The organism is Pseudomonas sp. DSV-1, from assembly GCF_035830915.1.
GTDB lineage: Bacteria > Pseudomonadota > Gammaproteobacteria > Pseudomonadales > Pseudomonadaceae > Aquipseudomonas.
Genome location: NZ_JAYMYG010000001.1, coordinates 1,761,816 through 1,785,764, shown reverse-complemented (window position 1 = coordinate 1,785,764; position 23,949 = coordinate 1,761,816). Strand labels below are relative to the sequence as shown.

The 23,949-nt window shown below is 58.2% G+C and carries 24 protein-coding genes and 1 tRNA gene; 10 read left to right on the top strand and 15 right to left on the bottom strand.

Annotation, left to right across the window (positions count from 1 at the left end; translation table 11 throughout):
* The first annotated feature begins 103 nt into the window (after positions 1-103).
* Genes tcuA through VSQ83_RS08465 form a run of 3 tightly spaced genes read left to right on the top strand, consistent with a single transcriptional unit; the run spans position 104 to position 4,051 of the window.
* Positions 104-1,558 (top strand): FAD-dependent tricarballylate dehydrogenase TcuA, encoded by a 1,455-nt coding sequence (gene tcuA / locus VSQ83_RS08475; RefSeq protein ID WP_326426014.1) that lies wholly within the window; start codon positions 104-106, stop codon positions 1,556-1,558.
* Entirely contained in the window at positions 1,545-2,702 is a 1,158-nt protein-coding gene (tcuB, locus tag VSQ83_RS08470; RefSeq protein ID WP_219261475.1) for a tricarballylate utilization 4Fe-4S protein TcuB, read from the top strand. Before tcuA ends, tcuB begins: the two co-directional genes overlap by 14 nt.
* Before the next feature lie 47 nt (positions 2,703-2,749).
* Positions 2,750-4,051 carry an MFS transporter gene (locus VSQ83_RS08465; protein WP_133077243.1) on the top strand — a complete coding sequence of 434 codons (1,302 nt, stop codon included), beginning with the start codon at positions 2,750-2,752 and terminating at the stop codon, positions 4,049-4,051.
* A gap of 58 nt (positions 4,052-4,109) precedes the next feature.
* Here VSQ83_RS08465 and VSQ83_RS08460 read toward each other — a convergent pair whose 3' ends face one another.
* Together VSQ83_RS08460 and VSQ83_RS08455 are read right to left on the bottom strand one after the other, a co-directional pair.
* Complete coding sequence (locus VSQ83_RS08460) at positions 4,110-4,574, bottom strand: GNAT family N-acetyltransferase (protein ID WP_326426012.1); 465 nt, start codon at positions 4,572-4,574, stop codon at positions 4,110-4,112.
* 38 nt (positions 4,575-4,612) lie between these two features.
* Entirely contained in the window at positions 4,613-5,386 is a 774-nt protein-coding gene (locus VSQ83_RS08455) for a ParA family protein (RefSeq protein ID WP_133077241.1), read from the bottom strand.
* 216 nt (positions 5,387-5,602) lie between these two features.
* On the opposite strand from VSQ83_RS08455, the gene VSQ83_RS08450 reads away from it, so the two are divergent.
* Positions 5,603-6,349: an outer membrane beta-barrel protein gene (locus VSQ83_RS08450; RefSeq protein WP_133077240.1), complete on the top strand. Its 747-nt coding sequence runs from the start codon at positions 5,603-5,605 to the stop codon at positions 6,347-6,349.
* 156 nt (positions 6,350-6,505) lie between these two features.
* Positions 6,506-7,168 carry a hypothetical protein gene (locus VSQ83_RS08445; protein ID WP_326426010.1) on the top strand — a complete coding sequence of 221 codons (663 nt, stop codon included), beginning with the start codon at positions 6,506-6,508 and terminating at the stop codon, positions 7,166-7,168.
* Between the two features lie 173 nt (positions 7,169-7,341).
* On the opposite strand, the gene VSQ83_RS08440 is transcribed toward VSQ83_RS08445, so the two are convergent.
* The 3 genes from VSQ83_RS08440 to VSQ83_RS08430 form a co-directional block, all read right to left on the bottom strand.
* A complete protein-coding gene (locus tag VSQ83_RS08440; protein ID WP_133077238.1) occupies positions 7,342-7,770 on the bottom strand; it encodes a MarR family winged helix-turn-helix transcriptional regulator in 429 nt (142 codons plus the stop codon).
* Entirely contained in the window at positions 7,760-8,191 is a 432-nt protein-coding gene (locus tag VSQ83_RS08435; RefSeq protein WP_133077237.1) for an SRPBCC family protein, read from the bottom strand. The genes VSQ83_RS08440 and VSQ83_RS08435 overlap by 11 nt, the downstream gene beginning before the upstream one ends.
* 381 nt (positions 8,192-8,572) lie before the next feature.
* Positions 8,573-8,649: transfer RNA gene (locus VSQ83_RS08430), tRNA-Val, on the bottom strand.
* A gap of 184 nt (positions 8,650-8,833) precedes the next feature.
* On the opposite strand from VSQ83_RS08430, the gene VSQ83_RS08425 reads away from it, so the two are divergent.
* Positions 8,834-10,117, top strand: a complete 1,284-nt coding sequence (locus VSQ83_RS08425) for an NAD(P)/FAD-dependent oxidoreductase (RefSeq protein WP_326426006.1) — start codon at positions 8,834-8,836, stop codon at positions 10,115-10,117.
* Here the strand turns inward: VSQ83_RS08425 and VSQ83_RS08420 are convergent, their stop codons facing one another.
* Entirely contained in the window at positions 10,118-10,801 is a 684-nt protein-coding gene (locus VSQ83_RS08420) for a peptidase C39 family protein (protein WP_326426004.1), read from the bottom strand.
* A gap of 224 nt (positions 10,802-11,025) precedes the next feature.
* On the opposite strand from VSQ83_RS08420, the gene VSQ83_RS08415 reads away from it, so the two are divergent.
* The gene (locus VSQ83_RS08415) at positions 11,026-11,193 is read left to right on the top strand and encodes a hypothetical protein (protein ID WP_219261487.1); all 168 of its coding nucleotides are present in this window, start codon (positions 11,026-11,028) and stop codon (positions 11,191-11,193) included.
* A gap of 60 nt (positions 11,194-11,253) precedes the next feature.
* Here VSQ83_RS08415 and VSQ83_RS08410 read toward each other — a convergent pair whose 3' ends face one another.
* Together VSQ83_RS08410 and VSQ83_RS08405 are read right to left on the bottom strand one after the other, a co-directional pair.
* A complete protein-coding gene (locus tag VSQ83_RS08410; protein WP_133077229.1) occupies positions 11,254-12,009 on the bottom strand; it encodes a TerC family protein in 756 nt (251 codons plus the stop codon).
* A gap of 30 nt (positions 12,010-12,039) precedes the next feature.
* Positions 12,040-12,279 carry a hypothetical protein gene (locus tag VSQ83_RS08405; RefSeq protein WP_133077252.1) on the bottom strand — a complete coding sequence of 80 codons (240 nt, stop codon included), beginning with the start codon at positions 12,277-12,279 and terminating at the stop codon, positions 12,040-12,042.
* Positions 12,280-12,414: 135 nt separating this feature from the next.
* Here VSQ83_RS08405 and nhaR point away from each other — a divergent pair, with 135 nt between their 5' ends.
* The gene (gene nhaR, locus VSQ83_RS08400; RefSeq protein ID WP_133077228.1) at positions 12,415-13,314 is read left to right on the top strand and encodes a transcriptional activator NhaR; all 900 of its coding nucleotides are present in this window, start codon (positions 12,415-12,417) and stop codon (positions 13,312-13,314) included.
* Here the strand turns inward: nhaR and VSQ83_RS08395 are convergent.
* The gene (locus VSQ83_RS08395; protein WP_133077227.1) at positions 13,301-14,464 is read right to left on the bottom strand and encodes an MFS transporter; all 1,164 of its coding nucleotides are present in this window, start codon (positions 14,462-14,464) and stop codon (positions 13,301-13,303) included. The two genes, nhaR and VSQ83_RS08395, sit on opposite strands and share 14 nt — an antisense overlap.
* A 266-nt stretch (positions 14,465-14,730) precedes the next feature.
* On the opposite strand from VSQ83_RS08395, the gene sstT reads away from it, so the two are divergent.
* Positions 14,731-15,963: a serine/threonine transporter SstT gene (gene sstT / locus VSQ83_RS08390; RefSeq protein ID WP_133077226.1), complete on the top strand. Its 1,233-nt coding sequence runs from the start codon at positions 14,731-14,733 to the stop codon at positions 15,961-15,963.
* A 56-nt stretch (positions 15,964-16,019) separates the two neighbouring features.
* Here sstT and VSQ83_RS08385 read toward each other — a convergent pair whose 3' ends face one another.
* From VSQ83_RS08385 to VSQ83_RS08375, 3 genes are read right to left on the bottom strand one after another with little or no spacing between them, the layout of a single operon-like run.
* Positions 16,020-16,529, bottom strand: coding sequence for a DUF1993 domain-containing protein (locus tag VSQ83_RS08385; RefSeq protein WP_133077225.1), 510 nt, complete (start codon positions 16,527-16,529; stop codon positions 16,020-16,022).
* Positions 16,526-17,170 (bottom strand): nucleotidyltransferase family protein, encoded by a 645-nt coding sequence (locus VSQ83_RS08380; protein ID WP_133077224.1) that lies wholly within the window; start codon positions 17,168-17,170, stop codon positions 16,526-16,528. The genes VSQ83_RS08385 and VSQ83_RS08380 overlap by 4 nt, the downstream gene beginning before the upstream one ends.
* Positions 17,167-18,354 (bottom strand): XdhC family protein, encoded by a 1,188-nt coding sequence (locus tag VSQ83_RS08375; RefSeq protein ID WP_326426001.1) that lies wholly within the window; start codon positions 18,352-18,354, stop codon positions 17,167-17,169. Before VSQ83_RS08375 ends, VSQ83_RS08380 begins: the two co-directional genes overlap by 4 nt.
* A 96-nt stretch (positions 18,355-18,450) precedes the next feature.
* Between VSQ83_RS08375 and VSQ83_RS08370 the strand changes: the two genes are divergently transcribed.
* Positions 18,451-19,110 (top strand): TetR family transcriptional regulator, encoded by a 660-nt coding sequence (locus tag VSQ83_RS08370; protein ID WP_326425999.1) that lies wholly within the window; start codon positions 18,451-18,453, stop codon positions 19,108-19,110.
* On the opposite strand, the gene VSQ83_RS08365 is transcribed toward VSQ83_RS08370, so the two are convergent.
* The 3 genes from VSQ83_RS08365 to VSQ83_RS08355 form a co-directional block, all read right to left on the bottom strand.
* Positions 19,104-22,664, bottom strand: a complete 3,561-nt coding sequence (locus VSQ83_RS08365; protein ID WP_326427689.1) for a molybdopterin cofactor-binding domain-containing protein — start codon at positions 22,662-22,664, stop codon at positions 19,104-19,106. The genes VSQ83_RS08370 and VSQ83_RS08365 overlap by 7 nt on opposite strands.
* Positions 22,665-22,678: 14 nt before the next feature.
* Positions 22,679-23,167, bottom strand: coding sequence for a (2Fe-2S)-binding protein (locus tag VSQ83_RS08360; RefSeq protein ID WP_133077220.1), 489 nt, complete (start codon positions 23,165-23,167; stop codon positions 22,679-22,681).
* A 176-nt stretch (positions 23,168-23,343) separates the two neighbouring features.
* Positions 23,344-23,808 (bottom strand): MarR family winged helix-turn-helix transcriptional regulator, encoded by a 465-nt coding sequence (locus VSQ83_RS08355; RefSeq protein ID WP_219261493.1) that lies wholly within the window; start codon positions 23,806-23,808, stop codon positions 23,344-23,346.
* Between the last annotated feature and the right edge of the window lie 141 nt (positions 23,809-23,949).

The following is a 23,949-nucleotide window of genomic DNA, read 5'->3' as shown; positions in this document are numbered from 1 at the left end:
CCGCGCCAAAAGCAGCCTTTCGGCCCTCCACCCTCGCCTCTATCGTGCCCTCAACTCGCAAGGAGCACCTCGTTCCCGCTTCCTTGCAAATCGAGGAGCGATAATGATTGATGTATTAATCGTGGGGGGTGGTAACGCAGCCTTGTGCGCCGCTCTGATGGCGCGAGAAGCTGGCGCCAGCGTGATGCTGCTGGAAGCCTCGGCGAAAATCTGGCGCGGGGGCAACTCCCAACACACCCGCAACCTGCGCTGCATGCACGACGAGCCTCAGGACGTGCTGATCGATGCCTATCCGGAAGAAGAGTACTGGCAAGATCTGTTGAAGGTCACCGGCGGCATTACGGATGAGAAACTCGCGCGCATCGCTATCCGTGCATCATCCACCTGCCGCGACTGGATGCGCTCCCACGGCGTGCATTTTCAGCCCCCCCTGTCCGGCGCACTGCACGTGGCGCGGACCAATGCTTTTTTCATGGGTGGCGGCAAAGCATTGATCAATGCGTATTACCGCAGCGCCGAACGCCTCGGTGTAAAAATCCGCTACAACGCCCAAGTCACCGACATTGAGCTGGACGACGATAAATTCGTCGCCGCCCACATTGGCGAGCACGAAGTGGATGGCCAGCCTGTAGCGGCTGAACGTATTGAAGCCCGGGCCTGCGTGTTGGCCAGCGGCGGTTTTGAGTCCAACCGTGAGTGGCTCCGCGAAGCGTGGGGGCAGAACGAACGCGGTGAATGGCCGTCCGATAACTTCCTGATCCGCGGGACCCGATTCAATACCGGCATTGTGCTGCGGCGCATGCTTGATCTCGGCGCCGATGTCATCGGTGATCCGACCCAGGCCCACATGGTGGCAATTGATGCCCGCGCGCCCCTGTATGACGGCGGCATCTGCACACGCATCGACTGCGTTTCGCTGGGGGTGGTGGTCAATCGCGAGGGCGAACGCTTCTATGACGAGGGCGAGGATTTCTGGCCCAAGCGCTATGCGATCTGGGGGCGCCTGGTCGCCGGACAACCGGGTCAGCAGGCGTACTCCATCATCGATCAGCAGGCCATCGGGCGCTTCATGCCGCCCGTCTTCCCCGGAACCACGGCCAATACCCTGCAGGACCTGGCCCGCCAGCTGAAACTGCCTCAGGAACAATTCGTCAAGACCGTCGAGGACTACAACAACGCCTGTCGCGTCGGCACTTTCGACCACACCGCGCTGGACGACTGTCACACCCAGGGGCTGACACCTGCCAAGACCCATTGGGCCCGGCCGCTGGTCAACCCCCCTTTTTATGCCTACCCGCTGAAACCGGGTGTCACGTTCACCTACCTGGGCCTTGCAACCGACCACACCGCCGCCGTGCATTTCAACGGCAAGGCGAGCCCCAACCTGTTCGTGGCCGGAGAAATGATGGCCGGCAATGTACTGGGCAAGGGATACACCGCCGGCATAGGCATGGCCATTGGCACTGCATTCGGCCGTATAGCCGGTGCACAAGCGGCTGCCTCGGTGGGCTTTGGTGCTTTATCTGCGAACACGGAGTCTCGACATGCAACTGTTTGATCCCACGGCGTCGGGCGGTCTGATCCCGGTCCTGAACCTTGACGAAAGTGAAGTCCAGCGGCAGATGAGCATTTGTAATGCCTGTCGTTATTGCGAGGGCTTCTGCGCGGTTTTCCCGGCAATGACACGCCGCCTGGAGTTCACCCAGGCAGACATCCATTATCTGGCGAACCTGTGCCATAACTGCGGCGCATGCCTGCACGCCTGTCAGTACGCTGCCCCCCATGAATTCGAGGTCAATGTCCCGAAAGCCATGGCCAAGGTACGCCTTGATACCTACGCCGAATACGCGTGGCCACGCGCGATGGGCAAGTTGTATCAGCGCAACGGTCTGACACTGGCACTGGCGTCGGGAGCGGGCCTGGCACTCTTTCTATGCCTGACCCTGATGCTCATGGGCAACCTGTTCACCGCCATTCCTGGAGGTAACTTCTACGGGATTTTCCCGCACAACACCCTGGCGTTGATGTTTGGCGCGGTGTTCGGCTTTGCGGTACTTGCGCTGACCCTGGGTGTAAGGCGCTTCTGGCACAACATCTCACCACCCGCAGCCTCCCTGCCGTTAAAAACCTCTGCGGCGCTGGAGGCGACGGCCAACGTTGCACAACTCAAATACCTGGACGGCGGCCATGGCCAAGGCTGCAACAACGCCGACGATAAATTCACCCTGTGGCGCCGCCGGTTTCACCACCTCACTTTCTACGGCTTCCTGCTGTGCTTCGCAGCAACCGGTGTCGCCACGCTTTATCACTATCTGCTGAAGTGGTCGGCGCCTTATCCGGTGTCCAGCCTGCCCGTGATGCTGGGCATTGCCGGCGGCATAGGCCTGCTGATTGGCCCCGCAGGCCTGCTTTGGTTGAACCTGCGCCGCAATCCGGCCCACGGCGACGTGAATCAAAAACCCATGGACCTGGGCTTCATCGCCCTGCTGTTTCTGGTCAGCGCAAGCGGCCTGGCGCTCCTGGCGTTGCGCGAAACCAGCGCACTGGGCTTGACGCTGGCTATCCATCTCGGACTGGTCATGGCGTTTTTCCTGACCATGCCCTACAGCAAGTTCGCCCATGGAATTTTCCGCAGCGCAGCACTGCTCAAACACGCCATCGAAAAGCGTCAACCCAACCCGATTAACGCCGGCAGCGACTGACGGTCAGGTCACTCATTCCAATAACAATAGTGAGCACAACGGTAGCCATGATGAAAACTACAACGACAACACCCCGCGCCAAGGGGTCCAAACTGGGCGCCATCTTGCGGGTCACCAGCGGCAACTTTCTCGAACAGTTCGACTTCTTCTTGTTCGGGTTTTATGCGACCTACATCTCCCGGACGTTCTTTCCCGCCACCAGCGAATTCGCCTCGCTCATGATGACTTTTGCCGTGTTCGGCTCCGGCTTCCTGATGCGTCCGCTGGGTGCGATTGTGCTGGGGGCTTACATCGACAAGGTTGGCCGGCGCAAAGGGCTCATCGTGACGTTGTCGATCATGGCAGCCGGTACCGTATTGATCGCCCTGGTGCCGGGCTATGCCAGCATTGGCATAGCGGCACCGATTCTGGTGCTGTTGGGCAGGCTGCTGCAGGGCTTCTCCGCCGGTGCGGAAATGGGTGGCGTTTCTGTGTACCTCGCGGAAATTGCCACACCCGGTCACACCGGTTTTTACACCAGTTGGCAATCCGCCAGTCAGCAAGTTGCAATCGTCGTCGCAGCTGCGTTGGGCTACACCATCAACGCCACCATGCAAGCCGCTGAAATCGCCGACTGGGGCTGGCGTATTCCGTTCTTCATTGGCTGCGTGATCATCCCGTTCATTTTCATTATTCGCCGCTCACTGGAAGAAACCGAAGCCTTCACGGCACGCCACCATCGTCCAACGACCCGCGAGGTTTTTCGCTCGATGCGTGATAACTGGCGCACCGTGCTGGCAGGCGGTTTGCTGGCGTCCATGACCACAACCACGTTCTACCTGATCACGGTTTACACCCCTACGTTTGGCAGAACCGTACTGAACCTGAGCACCACTGACAGCCTGGTGGTGACTCTGCTGGTCGGCATCAGCAACTTCTTCTGGCTGCCTATCGGTGGCGCACTGTCTGACCGTATCGGTCGTCGGCCTCTGTTGCTGGCGATTTCCTTACTGTGCATCTTCACCGCCTACCCGGCCATGCACTGGCTGGCAGAAGCCGCCAGCTTCGAACGACTGCTTGCCGTTCTGCTGTACTTCTCATTCTTCTTCGGTATTTACAACGGCGCCATGGTCGCGGCACTGACCGAAGTGATGCCGCAAAATGTGCGTGTGGTGGGGTTCTCCCTGGCCTTCAGTCTGGCGACCGCGGTATTTGGCGGCTTCACCCCGGCAATCTCGACTCTGCTTGTCCAGGCCACCGGGGATAAAGCTTCGCCTGCGTACTGGCTGATGTTCGCGGCAGTGTGCGGATTTACCGCGACAACGATTCTGTATCGTCGGCAAAAAACCCTAGCGGTCAGCGCCGTATAACAGAGGCTCGCTACGTGTCACTCATTCACGGCGTGAGTTGGGTCTGAGTGACACAAGGTCAGTTAGCGCTTTTCGTTGCGGGCAGGCGCTTCTCCATCGGCTGATAGACCAGCCCGGCGAACTCCCCCACGTCCCCTGCGAGGCTGAATCCGTAGCTTTCGTAGGCGGTTACCGAAGACAGCGATGCACTGACGGTCACGGCTTCACCTCTGGCCTGCTCCAGTGCCGCGCTCATCAGGCGCATGCCGATGCCCCGACGCTGCCATCCCGGCGCGACAAACAGCATCGCCACGTGGCGTCCTTCCTTCAGCTCGATCAGCCCCGCTATCGCTCCATCAGCGACACAGACAAGCATCAGGTTGTCGCCCTCCATGCGGTCGGAAAACGCCTGCACTGCGGCCACCCTGGCGAAGGTTTCAACACCCTGTGCCGACAACGAAGGCGCAACTGCCAACATGAACGCGTCCAGGCACAGGGCGCTGACGCGAGGCAGGTCATCGTGGGTCAGTTTGCGTATCTGCATAGTTGCTCATCCGGGACAGTATCAACCTTGCTCTTGGGTTAACCCGCCCGCTCCAACGCTGAAAAAAGGCTTACATATTCCAGTGACAGTTTATGCCGCGGCGCCAGATGAATCATAGGCACGGACGCCTCATGGGATTCACGCATTTTGATGGTGCTGCTCAAGTAGTTGGGCAACACAGGCATGCCCTCGGCGATCAATTCGTCAATAAGCATCCGGTGCAAGCTGGCGCGCCCTACGAACTGGTTGACCACCACGCCCTCGACGACCAGCGACTCATTATGGTCCGCCTGAAGCTCGGCCACTTGAGCGATGACGCTGTAGAGCGCCTGCCGGGAAAATTTGTCGCAATCGAAAGGAATCAACACCCGGTCGGCGGCGATCAGTGCACTGTATGAATAGAAGTTGAGGGTCGGCGGCGTATCGATATAAATACGCTCGTAATCCTGCGAAAGCTCCACCAACAAGCGGCGCAGTTTGTTGACCTTGAATTTCGACTCGAGTTTTGACTGGAGCTCAGCAAGCTCACTGTTCGCGGTGACCAGATGCAGGTTGTCATAGTGCGTTTCAGTGATGGCGACTCGATTCTTTTTGCTGGCCGGGCCGCTGGAGAGGGTTTGCTTGAAAAAATCAGCGATCCCCACAGGGATATCATCACCTGCCAGCCCCGTCAGATACTGGGTGGCGTTAGCCTGATGATCGAGATCCACCAGAAGTGTGCGATAGCCTTCAGCAGCACTCACAGCGGCTAGATTGCAGGCAATGCTGGATTTCCCAACGCCCCCTTTCAGATTGAATACAGCTCGGCGCATGAGACAGATACCTTGAGAAAATCCTCCCCTGATAATAAGAATGAAATATTTCAGTAATGTTTCTACGCGACAAAATGTTTCAAGTATAAGACAGGCATCGCCCCGACTTCCGACCTCGGGGTTTGGCTTTCTGGTTTGTGTTTTTGAACTTTTTCAGGAGTGCTATACCTAATCGCTCGCTCAATATTTTTATCAACGTCATGGAGACACTCGCTAATGCTTACTGCAAAACTGCTGCGTCACACCTGTGCCCTAGCGCTGTTCAGCGCACCACTGGCAGTGACGGCCGCCCCAAGCACCGACCCTCTCTTCACCATCGGTTTACTGGGTTCCTACAGCACGTTCGAGTTCGAAGGCGGTAGCAAGTCCGACAAGGAACATTTGGCCCAGGGTGGCGTGTTCGCCAACTATGGCAACAAGATGACCGCCGAATCCGGCTTCATTTACCAGCTCGGTGGTGAAGTCAAATACAGCAAGAAAAATGACGACAAGCTCAAGGAAGCCCAGGCCGATCTCGACCTTGGCTGGCGCGCCGCGCTGGATGCGCGCAACTTCGTCGACGTGATTGTCGGCGGCGGTTACAACTGGACCCGTTTCGAGCCCGAAATCAACAATCTCGACACAAAGCTGACCCTTAAATCGCCATTTGCCAAGGTTGCACTGGGTTACAACCACCAGTTCGACACCTCGACCCTGCGCGCAGAAGTGGGTGTCCGCCGCTCGATCGATGGCCGCGCACGCCTGAAAGTCGACAACTTCGGCAGTGACAGCGTCGACATGAAAGACCGTACCAACCCGTACGCAGAAGTGTCGCTGCTGATGAACCAGAACGGTGACATGCCGATCAACGCGGGCGTGTACTACACCCGTACCGAGTACAAGATCGACGAAGATTCGCCGGTTGCCGACAACACCAAACTCAAGCGTGACGAGTTCGGCGTGAAGGTCGGTCTGGCGTTCTGATCCAACCCGGCAGGCCCCGTCGCTAACGGGGCCTGTACCAGCCGCAGCGCCCTCACCGCTGTGTGCGTGACACCTTTTCGGACCGAGCATTCTTCTTGGTCAATGCGCCCAAAGACTTAACAGCATTCGCCTCGACCGACATAAGTAAGGATCACTATGTTCCGTAACGGTCAGATCATCACCTTCCCTGCCCTGGTCGCAACGGTATTGTTGCTTACCGGTTGCCCGCCTTCAGCCGAGTTCACACAGTGGCAACGCACGTCTACTTCCGTAGACGGCGTTAAAGCGGCCATGGCAGAGTGTGGGAACCCTGTAGAACGCTCATTGGACCGTATACCGACAAACGAACGGGTGCTTCAATTCCAGTGCATGCAACGCCTGGGTTTTACGCGCAAAGACGGGTTTGAATTTTGTGAAGTCATGAGCGATGTTCCAGCCTGCGTGGAAGAAAGAAATGGTCATCCACTTGGCTTGTCCCAACTTGAAGCATTGCCGTTCGAAGCCGATGAAGGCTTCTATCCAATAAAACCCGATTCTGGCCGCTATGAAAACATGCAGGTCTCCTGGCGAAAAGCCGGCGCGTCACACCACTTCTCGATGCAACACGCCAATAATCAGGAAGCACTACCCGTCATGTACGCCTGCGGATATCCGAAACCACTCGGGTCGAACCTTGAAGTTGCCAGCATCGGACGCACTGCCAAAGTGCAACGCTGCATGATTGATCACGGATTCGAACCGAAGGACAAAATGATGCTGGTGTGTCGGCCATATCCCACTGTGACGGGTTGTAAAAACAACGTTGAGAACAGTGGCTGATTTTATGATGCCTTCTATCCCGCCCCTTCTGGCTTGATCCGGATTATCCATTGGCGCGCTCAGCACCGGTGTCAGATTCAGTTGTTGCCATGGAGTCGACATATGCGTCCCTTACGAACAGGCCCGCACAAGGCGGGCCCGGGGGCATCACGTGATGATTGTCAAACAGGCATTCAAACGCTGGGTTTTAGAAAAAACTCACTGTCGAAGGCTTCAACAACAGGTATCGCAACACGCAATCGACGATGGCCCTCTTCGCTAAGTGAAACCAGGTTTGCGCGCTGGTCGTGCGGGTTTGTTTGCTTTTCAATAAGCCCGTCCTTTTCCAGACGAGAAATGATTTGCGAAATATGCATGCGATCCATGCCGGTAAAACTGGCAATGCCATGTTGAGTAATCGGCTCGCCCTCTCTTGTCAGCCAGCCACTTACAGCCAGGATGGCGAACTGTGGCTGGGTAAGACCCAAAGGTTTCAAGCGAGCGTTGAGTTGACGCTGCCAGTCTAAAAAGTCACGCCAAAGCCGGAATCCAGGGCTGTCGTTTGGTCCTGCAAAGACGGAACCACTCCAGCGCCCCTCGACACCATCCTGATTAGCACTCACGGGAACGTGCCTGGGCTTCACAAGACTTCTTGAGCCCCTGCATCGTGTTGGGCATCGATGCCTGGATTGATCTACCGACCAGGTATCGAAACAGAAAACTCAGCGGCCCGCAGAATTCAACCCAGTGGGTTGCGACAGTGCCCCCCTCCACTTCGGTAAGCAGGTGCCCGAATTCCATGCGGCATAAAGGCAAACGGCTTTGCACCGAAAACGACTTGCCCTCGGTCATTTCGACAATCTGAATGTTGGCCTTGGGTCCCACCTTTGGCTTAAGCCAGCCTTTGGCGCCCAACTCAAGACCGCCGGGCAAGCTTGCATTGCTCACCTCTGGGTCCCAATCGGCCCAGCCCGCCGCATCTTTATACAAACGGAACACTTGCGCGGGGGTCGATCTAATCTCAATAGACTCTTTGATTTCCATGGCCTTTGCCTTGCGTCAGTCACATTAGAATAATTGTAAATGCATTTACAATCAAACACCATAGGCCTTGATCTGGCATAGAGAACGCTGTCGAAATTCTCAAAGTTCAGTACAAAGCTGGACTGCATGCTCATCGCTGACCCGAGTACGATCAGCACACCCTTGCGGTACGAATAAGGCTCGACCAAAGAACAATGGGTCACGCGGACGCGAAGATGACCAAACACTATCAGGACGGGCACACAGGGAAAGGTATCGAGTACCTGGAGGTGGGAGCTGATTTGGCGTTCTGAGGTGGGGGGTTTTGCAAATCGAAGACAACAAAAAAGGGCCCACCTTTCGGTGAGCCCTTCTAGACCGCCCAGCAGAGCGGATTTTGTTTGGTAGGCGCGATTGGACTCGAACCAACGACCCCCACCATGTCAAGGTGGTGCTCTAACCAACTGAGCTACGTGCCTGCTGTGGGGTCGCATTCTATAGATTTGCGGAGGGGTGTCAACACCTTTTTTGCAGCTAACCCTATGAATAGTCGAATTTTTTATTTTTCCCGCAAAAAAGCTCATTCGCCAGTGGCTGGCGGGGGGATTTCAACTCAGGTAGCATCGGTTTCACTCGTAAAAAATATAAAACAGAGGCTGCAGAATGTCGAACACTCACTATCCCCAGTCCTACTATGCGGCTTCAGCTAATCCGACTCCTGAGCGCCCTGCCCTGCAGGGCGAGGTTGAGGTGGACGTCTGTGTAATCGGCGCCGGCTACACCGGGCTGTCGAGTGCGCTGTTTTTGCTGGAGGCCGGTTTCTCGGTCGCCGTGCTGGAGGCCGCGAAGGTGGGGTTCGGTGCCTCGGGGCGCAATGGCGGCCAGATCGTTAACAGCTACAGCCGCGATATCGATGTGATCGAGCGCACGGTGGGAGCCAAGCAGGCACAACTGCTGGGGAATATGGCCTTCGAAGGCAGCAAGATTATTCGTGAACGCGTGGCCAAGTATCAGATCCAGTGCGATTTGAAAGACGGCGGTGTGTTTGCTGCGATTACTGGCAAGCAGATGGGTCATCTGGAAGCTCAAAAGAAGCTCTGGGAACGCTATGGCAATACGTCCCTGGAACTGCTGGATCAGCGCCGGATTCGTGAAGTGGTTGCCTGCGACCAGTATCAGGGCGGGCTGCTGGACATGAGCGGCGGGCATATCCACCCGCTCAACCTGGCGCTGGGTGAAGCGGCCGCGGTCGAGTCGCTGGGCGGCAAGATTTATGAGCAGTCACCTGCGATTCGCATAGAGCGCGGCGCCAATCCTGTGGTGCATACGCCCCAGGGCAAGGTCCGGGCCAAGTTCATCATCGTTGCGGGCAATGCCTACCTGGGCAATCTGGTGCCCGAACTGGCGTCCAAATCCATGCCCTGCGGCACGCAGGTAATCACGACCGAGCCGCTGAGCGAAGAGCTGGCAAAAACGCTGCTGCCCCAGAACTACTGCGTCGAAGACTGCAATTACCTGCTCGACTACTATCGCCTGTCCGGTGACAAGCGCCTGATCTTTGGGGGTGGCGTGGTGTATGGCGCGCGGGACCCCGCCAATATCGAGGCGATTATCCGGCCAAAAATGCTCAAGGCCTTCCCGCAACTCAAGGACGTGAAGATTGATTACGCCTGGACGGGTAACTTCCTGCTGACGCTGTCGCGCCTGCCTCAGGTCGGCCGCATCGGTGACAACATTTATTACTCGCAAGGTTGCAGTGGCCACGGAGTGACGTATACCCACCTGGCCGGCAAGGTACTGGCCGAAGCCCTGCGCGGACAGGCCGAGCGCTTTGACGCTTTTGCCGACTTGCCTCACTACCCGTTCCCCGGCGGGCAACTGCTGCGTACGCCGCTGACCGCTTTGGGTGCGTGGTACTACAGCCTGCGGGACAAGTTCGGCTTCTAACTAGTTGTGCGACCTCAGAGTCTTGATGGCCGTGGCCCCTGCCTGCTCCTGACCGGAGCGGGACAGGTCATTGGCCACTTTCAACCAGCGCGCCTTGTCTACATTGGCTGGCAATTGTGTCGGCGACAGGATCAACACTGCCCAGCCCCCGGCATCTTTCCAGGCTGACTCGAATGCCTTGAAGTCCATCACGCGTCGACGCTCCATGCCTGCCCGCAACAACACCGTACCCTTGGCACGGTTGTAACCCACCAGCATCGCGTAGCGCGGCTCTGACCAGAGCATTCCGTCGCTGAAGCGCACCATGACCGGATAACCGGCCGCTACTTGGGCCAATAACGCCGACAGGGATGTATCCAGCGGGTACACCATCAACCCGTAGCCAGCGGCCAGTTGTTCTATGTTGCCTTGCAACGACGCCTCGCCGCCCGGCAGTTTCAGCGGCTTGACCAAAAGGCCCGGGGTGATTCTGATCCGTTGCTCACCGAGCATCCCGGCCAGTGTCTGCGGAGCGCCTTGATTGGCGTTACCGCGAAAAAAGGGAACGCCATTGAGCTCGACGCGTTCCGGCAAACGCCGAAACTCGGGCGACTCGACACTGGCACACCCCGCCATCGCCAACACAAACACAAACAACGCTGCCAGCCACATTCGTGCTGATCTCAATCCAGTCACAGCCTGCATATTCCCTCGCCTTGAATGAACGCCAGACCGCAAGGCCTGCCACGGCCGTCGATCATAGGGCGCCAATAAGGCAAGGTATAGCCTTAAGCCACAGCCCAATCGACGTGATAGAGCAAATCGGTTAGTCCAGCACGACCTTCGGTCAATAGACTGCAACACTGCACAGACTAGACTGTCCCTTGCTTAGTGTGTGTTTGAGCCCGTAGGGGACAAAGGAGGCACTGATGAGCCCGATAATCACTATTTTCCTGCTGATCACAGGCTGGCTGGCCGTTGCCGGCGCCATGCTATGGGGCCTGATGCGCATCAGCCGCCATCACCATCCGCAGGTGCAGGCCAAACCGCAAGACACCCCTGAAAAACCGGTAACTGGCGCAGCAAGCGCACATTGACTCCACAAAAAAGCCGTCCACCCCATACAGGGTGGACGGCTTTTTAACAGCAATGTGCGTTTATTTCACCAGGGCTGCCTGACGTTTTTCCCGTACCCGCCGCGCCAGAATGTTAAGTGTCTCAACAGTGGCCGAGAACGCCATCGCCGCATACACGTAACCCTTGGGCACATGAGCACCGAAGCCTTCGGCGATCAGGGTCATGCCGATCATGATAAGGAAGGCCAGCGCCAGCATTACCACAGTCGGGTTGTCATTGATGAACTTGGCCAGGGGCTCCGAAGCCAGCAACATCACCATCACCGCCACCACCACTGCAATCACCATGATCGGCAAGTGCTCGGTCATGCCTACTGCGGTAATGATGCTGTCGATGGAGAACACCAGGTCCAGCATCAAAATCTGACCGATAGCCGCGGCAAAACCCAAGGTCACTTTCGATGACACGCTCTCGGTTTTTTCTTCCTCCTGCGGGGTCATGCTGTGATGGATTTCGCTGGTGGCTTTCCACACCAGGAACAGACCACCGGCAATCAGGATCATGTCCTTCCACGAGAAGGCCTTGCCCAACACTTCAAACACCGGCGTAGTCAGTTGAACGATGTAGGCAATGGTACCCAGCAAGCCCAGACGCAGAATCAACGCCATGCCGATACCGATACGACGGGCCTTGGTGCGGTACTGCTCAGGCAGTTTGTTGGTCAAAATCGAGATAAAGATCAGGTTATCGATGCCCAGCACGATTTCCATCACGATCAACGTGGCTAAAGCGACCCAGGCTGCGGGGCTGGCAGCCAGTTGTAAAAGATATTCCATAGGTGTGCTCGGACTCTGCAGTAAGACTGGTTAGATAGCTTTGGACGATTTTTCGTTTTCTTGCTCAGGCTTTTCTTTTTCAATCAGTCCACCCGTGGCATCGCTGAGCGCTTGCTCAGCAGCCTTGTGGGTGTCATCAATGGCCTGCTTGGCGGATTCAGCCGTTTTGCTCAACATCTGTTGCGCCGCTTTTTCTGCCTGATCGCAACCGGTCATGAGCAACAAGCCTGCCGACAACAGTAGTGCAACACCTGATTGTTTAATGTTCATGATCATTTTCCTCTCTAAATCGGCGGCCACCTGAGTGGCTTGCGCATGACGCGGGATTCTAGAGGGTTGAACACTTCAGGAAAATTCGTATTTATAAGCGCTATACTTCGATTTTTACGAAGTGTTGCAGCGCTGATGCTAAATTACCGTCAACTTCATTACTTCTGGGTCGTCGCCAAAACCGGCAGCATTGTTCGCGCCTGTGAGCAACTGAACCTCACCCCGCAGACCATCAGCGGGCAAATCAGCCTGCTGGAGGACACCTATGGCCTGCCCTTGTTTCGACGGGTCGGGCGCCAACTGGAGCTGACCGAGACCGGCCGCCAGGTATTGCCCTATGCAGAACAGATCTTTCAGCTCGGCAGCGAACTGGAAAGCATGCTGCGCATGGCGCCTAAAGAGCAGCAGATTCTGTTTCGGGTAGGCGTGGCCGATGTGGTGCCCAAATCGATCGTGTATCGCCTGATCGCGCCGACCATGGAACTGGATGAGCCGATCCGTATCACCTGCCGCGAAGACAAACTTGATCGGCTGCTGGCAGACCTGGCCATTCAACGTCTCGATCTGGTTATTTCAGACAGCCCGATGCCCTCCCACCTGGACATCAAGGGTTTTAGCCAGAAACTGGGGGAATGCGGTATCAGCTTTTTTGCCACCCCGGCCCTTGCCAGAGATTACTCAGAGAACTTTCCCCATTGCCTGCAAGGCGCTCCGCTGCTGATTCCAGGACCCGAAACCGTGTTGCGAAGCCGCTTGTTGCGCTGGCTGGCCGAGCAGCAGATACAGCCGCGGATTGTCGGTGAATTCGATGACAGCGCGTTGATGCAGGCCTTTGGCCAGTCCGGAATTGGCGTATTTATTGCGCCGAGCGTGATTGCCCAGGAAGTGATACGCCAGTTTGACGTCGAGTTGATCGGCCACACCGAAGCCGTGACCGAATCGTTTTACGCCATCACCGTCGAGCGAAAAATCCGTCATCCTGGCATCGTTGCAATCACCGAGGGGGCCCGACGCGAATTGTTTACCCCGCGCTAGCGCACACGGGGCGCACCTTGGCGGTCATCAGCAACATGGCCAGCAGAATCGAGATCAAGATAAACCCGGCAGCCGCATACCCCAGGCTGCCCAGGCCATAGTTATCGATGACCCGCCCACCTACCATCGCGCCCAGGCCGATCCCCAGATTGGCCCCCGCAATATTCAGCGACGCGGCAAATGCCGGCGCATGGGGTGCAACTTTCATCAGGCGCACATGGCTGACCAAGAACATGGCCGCCTGCGTCACACCCCAGATACCCATCGCCGCCGCAAGGCCCAGGGTTGAATGAATGCTCGGCACCAGCGCCACCAGCCCGCCGATCATGAAGGCACAAAACACCATCGAGGCAATCAGCGGGTGGCGATCCACCATCCGTCCGCCCAACGAGTTGCCGAGCAGGCCTACGGCGCCAAAGCCCATCAGGCACCAGCCCACCAGCGTGCCGTCGAAACCTGCCAGACGCTCAAGGATATCGGCCAGATAGGTGTAGGCCGTGAACATGCCGCTGAACACCAGCACTGAGAGCACGATGTGACCCATCATGAGCGGGCTGCGCAGCAGGGCAAATTGCGATCGCAGGGTGACGCTTTCTTTTACGCCATGGGTAGCCGGCAAATACATCCACAGCAACAGCGCCTTGGCCAGTGCGACAACGGCCAGAATGCCGAAGGCACTGCGCCAGCCCCAGGCATCCGAGATCAGGGTGCCTACCGGGATGCCAAACACTGTCGCACAGACGATTCCGAACCCGATTTTGGCAATCGCCCGCCCGGCGTAATCCGGGCCTACGATGTCCACTGCCGTTTCGCTGGCCAGGGCCCAGAACACCGGCAAACCCAGTGCCGGTAACAGTCGCGCAAATGCCATCACCCAAATATTCGGCGCCAGTGCCGCCACGGTGTTGGCGAAGGCGAACATCAGCAAAATCGAGATAAACAGGCGTTTGCGCTCAAAGCGCGCGCAGTAAGCAGTCAAAAACGGGCCAAAGGCCGCAACCGTAAAGGCAAACAGGGTCACCAGCAAACCGGCCTGGGGCACGGTGACCTCAAGGTCGCGGGCAATCGAAGGCAGCAGGCCGACGATGACAAACTCGGTAGTAAGCACAGTAAAGCCGGCCGCAGACAGCAGCAGGATGGGCAACAGCATGAATAACTCCAGAGACAACGAGACCAGCGAAAGCCCGAAAGGCCCGCTGATTTGAAGAAAAGTGTGGGGATGCACAATGTTAACAGAATGATTCAACGTGAAGCCATGCTACTCCGGACACGTTCTATCTCTGATGTGGCAGATCGCCCCTACGTAGGAAAGCACCTACATCTCTATGATAAAGTTCGCCCCCCGCCGACTGCGTCGATCAGCCTGCCCGTTTGCCGCTGATCGCCCCACAGTTTTCAATGACTAGAGAACCCCTTATGACTGCCGCTCCACCCACCCTGCTGCAAAAGCTCAAGAGCACCAGCCTGGTCACTCAGATTGTCATCGGGCTGATTGCCGGTATTTTGCTGGCCTGGCTTGCGCCTTCCGCAGCCCTTTCGGTGGCCTTCATCGGCAAGGTGTTCGTCAGTGCCTTGAAAGCCGTGGCACCTATCCTGGTGTTTGTGCTGGTCATGGCCTCGATTGCCAACCACAAGCACGGCCAGGAAACCCATATTCGCCCGATCCTTGTTTTGTACCTGTTCGGCACGTTTGCTGCCGCAGTCGTGGCCGTTATCGCCAGCATGATGTTCCCGTCGACTCTGGTTCTGGCCACTGAAAACATCGCCATTGCCGCCCCGGGCGGTATCAGCGAAGTGCTGCAAAGCCTGCTGTTGAGCGTGGTCGACAACCCGGTCAACGCGCTGGTCAATGCCAACTTTATCGGCATCCTGGCGTGGGCCATCGGCATGGGCATAGCCATTCGTCATGCTGGCGACACTACCCGCACCGTGCTTAACGACCTGTCCAACGGCGTCACCCTGATCGTGCGCGTGGTTATCCGTTTTGCACCGCTGGGGATTTTCGGCCTGGTGTCTGCCACCCTCGCCTCTTCAGGCTTCGGCGCATTGCTGGGCTACCTGCACCTGCTCACGGTACTGATGGGTTGCATGCTGTTTGTGGCGCTGGTGGTCAACCCGCTGATCGTGTTCTGGAAGCTGCGTCGCAATCCCTATCCGCTGGTGTTCCTGTGCCTGCGCGAAAGCGGGATTACCGCGTTTTTCACCCGCAGTTCGGCGGCCAACATTCCAGTGAACATGGCATTGAGTGAGCGCCTGGGCCTGCACGAAGACACCTATTCGGTATCGATCCCGCTGGGTGCCACCATCAATATGGCGGGCGCAGCGATCACTATCACCGTGTTGAGTCTGGCAGCCGTGCATACGCTGGGGATTGCGGTGGATATTCCGACAGCCATCCTGCTGAGCGTGGTGGCCGCCATTTGCGCCTGCGGCGCGTCGGGTGTGGCGGGAGGCTCGCTGCTGTTGATTCCGTTGGCGTGCAGCCTGTTCGGCATTCCGAGCGAGATTGCGATGCAAGTCGTGGCGGTGGGCTTCATCATCGGCATCCTGCAGGATTCGGCAGAAACCGCGCTCAACTCGTCCACTGACGTACTGTTTACGGCTGCGGCCTGCATGGCCAAGGAAGACTCAACCCTGCAGCAGGGCTGAGTCAATCAGCAAAACCTGTGGGAGCCGGGTTTGCCCCGCCTCCACAGGAGATTTGCTTAGAACGCGCCCATGTAATCGCGCTTGCCGATTTCAACGCCGTTGTGGCGCAGGATCGCGTAAGCAGTGGTCACATGGAAGAAGAACTGCGGCAGGCCGTAGGTCAGCAGATAAGCCTGGCCGGTGAAGCGTTTTTCTTTCGGCGTGCCCTGACGGGTGATGATTTCGATGCCTTCCTTGCCGTCGATTTGCTCGGGCTTGATCCCGTCAACAAAGGCCAGCACTTTGCTGATCAGCGCCTGCAGGTCAGCAAAGGTCACTTCGCTGTCGTCGTACTTCGGCAATTCGATTTCAGCCAGACGGCCCGAAACACCCTTGGTGAAATCAACGGCGATTTGAACCTGACGCACCAGCGGGAACATGTCCGGTGCAAGGCGCGCCTGCAAGAATACGCTCGGGTCGATGTTCTTGGCCGTTGCGTGAGCTTCAGCCTTGGTCAGAACACCGCTCAGGGCGTTGAGCATTTGTTTGAACACGGGAACGGAAGCGGCGTACAGAGAGATAGTCATGAAAGTCTCGACAGTCTGTGGGCGGGATTGGATGTGCGGCGATTATAGACACGCCAGAAGTCATCTGGTGTATCAAGATCAACCATCACCCACTCACTGGCGACTTCTACCGCCATGACCCTGTCACGGTACTGACGCAAGAGCCCCCACGCCCCTTCATCGCCTGCAGCTTCCCTGAGCCGCGACACACAGCCCGGCACCCAGAGCACGGGATTGCCGCGCTTTCCGTTGAAAACCGGCGCAAAACCCATAAACCCCCGGTTTGTCTCAAAGGCGTCAACCAACCGATCGATCACCCTGGCGCTGACTCCTGGCATGTCGGCCAGGCAAAAAAGCACGGCCTGCTGGCGGCTGACTGCCTGCGCCCCCGCACGCACCGACGCGCCAATCCCTTCAGCAAAGGCTGGATTGAGCACAAACTCCACAGGTAGGTCGCACAGCACCTGCCGAACGCATTCGGCTTCATGACCCACAACCACCAGCACCTTGTGGCAGCGGGACGCCAGTGCGGCCAGCACAACATGCCTGACCATTGGTTGACCCTCGATTGTCAGGAGCAATTTGTTCTGGGCACCCATCCTCCGACTCATGCCTGCCGCCAGTATCACCGCCACCACCGGCGTGCTCGTCAACCCGATCATTTGCGGTAGCCTCCTGCGACCTGCAACGACTCAGGCAACACAGTGAGATGAACCTGTGTGGCCTCATGAATCGTGGTCTTGCGGTGTTTCAACATCCCTCCCTGGCGCCGGTTCAGGCAGGCGCTGATTTCACTGACAATGGCCAGGGCAACACTCTCTGGTGTATCGCCGCCCAGATCCAGCCCCATGGGGTAATGAACGTTCGCCCCTGCGGACCCGGCCCCCATCTCGTGAAGCAGGCGCTCAGTGCGATCTTTAGGCCCCAACTGGCCGACATAAGCCGGCGCACAGGCCAGGACGTTTTTGAGCCAGTGCCTGTCCTGCCGATAGCTGTGGGTCATGATCACCACCGCCGCGCCGTCCACCACTGCCTGTAAATCGAACGCCTGATCGATGGGCGCGACCAGAACGTGCCTGGCACCAGGGAAACGCTCGGCGCGGGCGAAATTCGCCCGCCCGTCCACCACATGCACCTGCCAGTTCAACTCACTGGCAAAGCGCACCAACGGCTGGGCGTCGTTGCCTGCGCCAAAAATCACCAGCCGGCGCTGAGGCGCGATGTACTCAAGCAACACCTCAATGGCGCCCGTACCGCTGTCATAGATCATCCGCGACGACTTCTTGCACCCAAGGGTCGCGAGCAAATCCGCCTGAACCTTGCTTGCGAGGACCTCACAATGAAACCCCTCGCGAAGTTGCGACTGGGCGCTCAGCCCCAACCGGGCACCCATTTTGACCCGACGCCTGTCTTCTGCCGACAACACGGTCGCCAGCGCGGCGGGCTGACCGCTTGTGCGTACACCGTGCAGCAGTTGGTGCAACAACGATGGCTTGCCCGCTTCACAGCGTTCAAGCAGTACATGCACCGTGCCGTTGCAGCCCAGGCCAAATGTCAGCTCCGCGCCCTCTTCATCGAGGTCATTATCGTCCTGCACCGCCGTGCTGTAGCAGCGAATCACCGGCTCCCCAGACTCGGTCAACCACCAGGCCTTCCTGACCAGCTCCTGCTCAAGGCACCCCCCGCTGACCGTACCCACGGCCTGGCCGAAACGCGGTATGAGCATCCTTGCACCGGGCCGCCGATAAGCCGAACCTTCTACCTTGACCACCGTGGCCAGCACCACATCGACATTGCCTCTGTCGGCCTCATCCAGTGCATCAAGCAAGCAATACAAATCAGACATCACCGCCGCCCCCAGCCTTATTCAGTTAATTGCCGTACCATCGCCGCAGTTTCTTCGTTAAAAACAGCGCCACACGTCATCGTGGAGGACAACAGCGTGAACAAAAAAACCGGTGTCCGGGCCCACCAGGCCGACCAGACCAAAGCGCGCATTCTCAAGGCAGCCATTACCGTGTTCGCCCGAGACGGCTATGCCGGTGGGCGCATAGAGCAGATATCCAAAGAAGCCGAGTCCAACGACCGGATGATTTATTACTACTTTTCCAGCAAGGAAAATCTGTTTGTCCAGGTGCTGGAGCACACCTACGAGGCCTTCAACCAGGCCGAAAGCCTGCACCGCCCCGACGCATCCAGGCCGGTCGAGGCCTTGCGCCAACAGGTGGCGTTTTTCTGGAACTATTACGTTGCACACCCTGAATTCGTAGCCATCCTGACCATCGAAAACCTGCACAAAGGCAAACACGCCAGGCAATCCCACGAGATGGGGCGCCTGTCGGCGACCACTGTCGGCGTGATCCGGCCAATCATCGAGGAAGGCCAGCGCCAAGGGCTTTTTCGCAAGGACGTCGACATCAACCACGTTTATTTGATGATCGCCTCGCTGTGCTATTTCTATAATTCGAACCAACACACGCTCACCTCCTTCCTGGGTCAGGACCTCGCCGATAAAGGCCAGCAGCAAGACTGGCTGACGTTTATCAGCGATCTGGTCATGCGCGGTGTCATGACCCTGCCGGGCGCTGCAACCGATCAATGAGTACCCGGGTTTGCCCGCACGTGCGCCACCTTCTGCTGCAACCCCTGCCAAGCAGGTTCGGCCGGGGCAAAGCGGTGGCGCAGGTACGCCGCCAACTCGCTGATCTGACGATTCGACAGGCTGTCCTTGAAGCCGGGCATGTAGCCAAGGTCTGCCGTGGCGGGCGTTGGGATGCCCTGCAAAATCACTTTCAGCAGGTTGTCAGGCAGCGCGCTGTGCACGTTGCTGTTACTGGCCAATGACGGGCTGACGCCAAACAGTTTTGGTCCCAGTCCGTCGGCATGGCAGGCCTGGCAAGCACCCTCGAAGACTCGCTGGCCATTGCTCAACGCCTGCGCGTCAATGCGAGCTTCGACTTTTGGCTGCGGCTCGGGAGCGGCTTGCGCATCCGCACTCAGTGAGGCCAGGTACACCGCCATTGCCCGGCGGTCGGCATCAGGCAGCTTTGCCAACTCACTGACCACCGGCCCCATGGGCCCGGCCGCGACCCCATGGGCATCGGAGTAACCGGTACTCAGGTAGGTGAACAGCTGATTTTCGGTCCATGGCGTCGGCGCCTTGGACAAGCCATTGAGCGCCGGAGCCTCCCAGCCATCTACCATGCCCCCAGCCAGAAAGGACGCGCCGCCCTTCTGCGCGCCCATCAAGTTGCGCGGCGAATGGCAGGCAGCACAGTGTCCCAGGCCATTGACCAGATAAGAGCCGCGATTCCATTGAGCGCTGCGCTGCGGTTGCGCCTCGACTTCACCCGAGCGCAAAAAAATCGCATTCCAGCCCGCCATCAACTGCCGCATATTGAACGGGAACTGCATGTCGTTGGCTTTGGCCGGCTGGCTGACTGGCGCCTGCGACATCAGATAGGCATACAGCGCCTGCATGTCGGCATCGTCAATATTGCGAAAAGAGGTGTAAGGAAAGGCCGGGTACAGATGCTTGCCGTCACGGCTGATACCTTCGCGCATGGCACGCTCGAACGCCGTGTAAGACCACTTGCCGATACCGGTCTCGGGATCGGGAGTGATGTTGGTGCTGTACAGCGTGCCAAATGGCGTCTGCATCTCGAGCCCGCCCGCATTGGTCACGCCGCCCGGAGCTGTATGGCAGACCGCACAATCACCCACCGCCGCCAGCAACCGCCCGCGCTCCAGGGTAGCCGCCGACCAGGTACCCAATGCAGGAGGTGCGATAGGGGCGATTTCGGCACGCCATGGCAATGCCGTGGCGGCCATGCCGACCAATGCACCGAACCCGGCAACCAACGGCGCAAACCACCACTTTGAACGCTTGGGTTTTATCTCTTCGGGGGCTGGCCCCGCCGCCTCCTGTGAATGCTTGAGCGCCGCCAGCACCCGCTCCGGGGTAATCGGCAGTTCCCGGAATCGAATGCCGGTGGCATCAAAAATGGCATTGGCGATGGCAGCCGCACTGGGCACACCCGCCGACTCTCCGGCCCCCATGGGGGGCTCGTGCTGACGCGGCATCATCAGCACATCAATTTTCGGCACCTGCTTGAACGTCAGAATTGGATACGCGCCCCACTCCTTGCTGCTCACGGTGGACTCTTCGAACGTGACGCGCTCCTTGAGTACGCGGCTGGTGGCCTGAATCACATTGCCGTGGATCTGATGCTGCACCCCGGCCGGGTTGACCATCATCCCTGCATCATGGCCGATCACCACCCGTGTTACCGAGACTTCACCACTGAGCCGATCCACCGCCACATCCGCGACCCACGCCGCCCATGCCGCCCCAAAGCCTGGGAACTTGCTATGGATATAGCGGGCGTAGGCAAAACCGCGGCCGCGCAGGATATTGTCCTGTTCCGGGGTTTGCATGGGCTCGGTACGCGCCACCCAATCGGCACGTGCGGCCGTAGCCCTGACCAACTCCGAAGCCCGATCATCGTGCAAATAGCGCAAGCGGTATTCGACAGGATCCACCTTTGCGGCGAAAGCCAACTCATCGATATACGACTCGTGGGCAAAGGTATTGGGCAACGCCGACACACCGCGCATCCACGACGCTCGCACGATCGGCGACATGTCGTTGATCGTGACGCGCATGTGCTCGAAATCATAAGGCGGGATCGAAGTCCGATCTCCCATCTCGAACATCGCCGCCACAGGTTCAACACGCCCCGTCAGGAGCAAGGCAAGGGTCGGCGCACCGTTCGAGGGGTAACTGGTTTGAAAGTCATAACCGGCCACACCGCCGTCGGCATTGATCCCGCCGTCCACTTCCATCAACTGCGCCGAGCCCTTGGGCTCCCAAACGTGCTCCTGCTCGCGGGTCAGTTGCACGCGTACCGGCAGGCCCACGGCCCGGGACAACAGCAACGCATCGGCGCACACATCATCCGCGCAATTGCGCCCATAACACCCCGCCGCCTCCATCCGAATAATCTCAATGCGCTCTTCGGGATACTCCAGTAACCAGGCCAGGTCCGCGCGCAGCAAATGAGGGTTTTGCGTGCCAGACCACACCCGTATCTGCTCTGGCTGATAATCCGCCAGACCACAGGAGGGACCAATGGAGCCGTGGATCTGATAGGGCCACAGATAGGTGCGAGGCATGCGTTCACTGGCCTGCGCCAATGCCTGTTCGACATCGCCCTTGTCCAGCACCACACGCTGCACCCGAGGATTGTCGCGGATCGCCTGCTCTACATCATCCATGTCGGGGAGCTTTTGATTCCAGGCTTTCCAGGTGACTTTCAGCATCTGGGCAGCCTTCACGGCCTGCTCTTCACGCAGGGCGACCACACCCACGAAGTCGCGGATCACCACCACTTTGACGATGCCCGGAATATGCGCGATGGACGACTCGTCCACCTCCAGCAGGCTGTTGCCGACAAACTCGCCACTGTCCAGCCCGGCATAGGGCGGGCGGATCACCCGGCCATGCAGCATGTCCGGCAGGCGCATGTCATGCACATAGATCAGCTCGCCCGTGGCTTTGGCGGGGATATCCACCCGGGCCGAGGCCTTGCCTACCAGTCGATAGTCTTGCACCGCCTTGAGAGGCGCATCGCCGGAAATACTCAGCACATGACGCTCGCTCCCGACCAGACTGGCAAATGAAAGCTGGCGTCCGTCGGCACTTTTGACCACGCCACGTTCGGTTTGCAAAGCCGCCGCCTCAACCCCCAGTTGCTGTGCGGCCCGGGCCAGTAAAAAACGCCGTGCTTCAGCGGCTGCGTTGCGCAAAGGGATTGCCGTGATCTGAATGGTGGCACTGGCAATGGTTGCGCCCTGATTCGGTGCACTGTCGGTATCCCCCAGCACCATGCACACCTGCTCCAGTGCCAGATCCAGCTCTTCGGCCACGATCTGCGCCAATGAGGTACGAATCCCCGTGCCCAAGTCCACATGGCCGTTAAACCCATATACCTGGCCGTCATCGTTTACCGCAATAAACAGACCCAGCTCCTTGGGCTTGACCACCGTCACACCGCCCTTGGCCACCGGACCCGAGGGGGGCTGGATCTGATCGACGATCAGCAAAACGCCAGACTTGGCCAACAACTGATCACGGGTGAGCGTGGTAAGGGTCATAGTCATCAATCCGTTCAGGGCTTTGGACGGGCGGCAAGCATGACCGCACGCATAATTTCGATATGGGTGCCGCAGCGACAGAGGTTGGCTGACAGTTCGTTTCGAATCTGTTCTTCGCTGGGGTGCGGGTTGCGATCAAGCAATGCCTTGGCAGTCATGATCATGCCGTTCATGCAGTAACCGCATTGCGCCGCCTGCTCATCAATGAACGCCTGCTGGACCCGGTGCGGATGCTCAAGGGTGCCGATACCCTCAAGGGTGGTGATGCTGCGCCCCTGCGCGCCAGCCAGTGGGAAAACACAGGAGCGGGCAGCTACCCCGTCAATGATCACCGTGCACGCCCCGCACTCGCCCAGGCCACAGCCGTACTTCGGGCCGTTCAGCTGCAAATCGTTGCGCAGTACCAGCAGCAAGGGCGTATCGGCCATTGCAGTGACCTCAACCCGCTGCCCGTTGACTTCAAGTGTTACCGTTTTGACAGGCGCGAGGGTTTGATCGCTCATGCAAGGCTTCCCCAGGTAGCAACGTCCGCACTGTTTGAGCGGATCTTATTAAGTGTTTACTTCATGAAAAGCGCGCCCCAAAGGCCTGCATATCCAGAGCCTCTGTTACCGCGAATTTGATGAAGTAACTACTTCACCAAATAAAGGCAAGAACAATGCCAAAGGGCATAAATGGTTTAATCGGCGCTCTCATCGACCATTTTGTGCAGTAGATACAGCATCGCTACCCGTTCGGCCGGATTGAGCCTGCTCATGGTCAACTCGCTCACTTGAGCGGCATGGGGCTGGGTTTCGCGCACCAGTTGCTCACCCGCCTCGGTGAGGCTGACGATGACCTTGCGCTTATCCTGTTGCGCAGGCTTGAGAGCAATCAGGTCGCGAGCCTGAAGGCGCTCGACAATCCCGCGAATGGTCGCCTGATCCACTGCCGTGGCCTTGATCAGCTCGCTCAAGGAGCTGGGCCCATGATCATGCACCGCGCACAGGGTAATGAACTGTACGGCGGTCAATTGCGAGTTGCCGATGTTCTGCTGAAAAATAGCCATGTTGCGCTGGTAAGCCTTGCGCAACAAATGACCTACCTGCTGGGAAAAGTCATAAGTCACAGGATTGCCTGATTGCTTGTCTGTCGTATCCGGCACAGCGGCCTCTATCAAGTGAAGGGTGAGTGGTGAGATGACCTTAACCTGCGCGAGCCACTCTGTCGCCAACCCCTGTGGGGGCTGGCCTGCTAGCGAAGGGCATTAACGATCACCCGTGGTTTGGATAATCGCGGCGCGCTT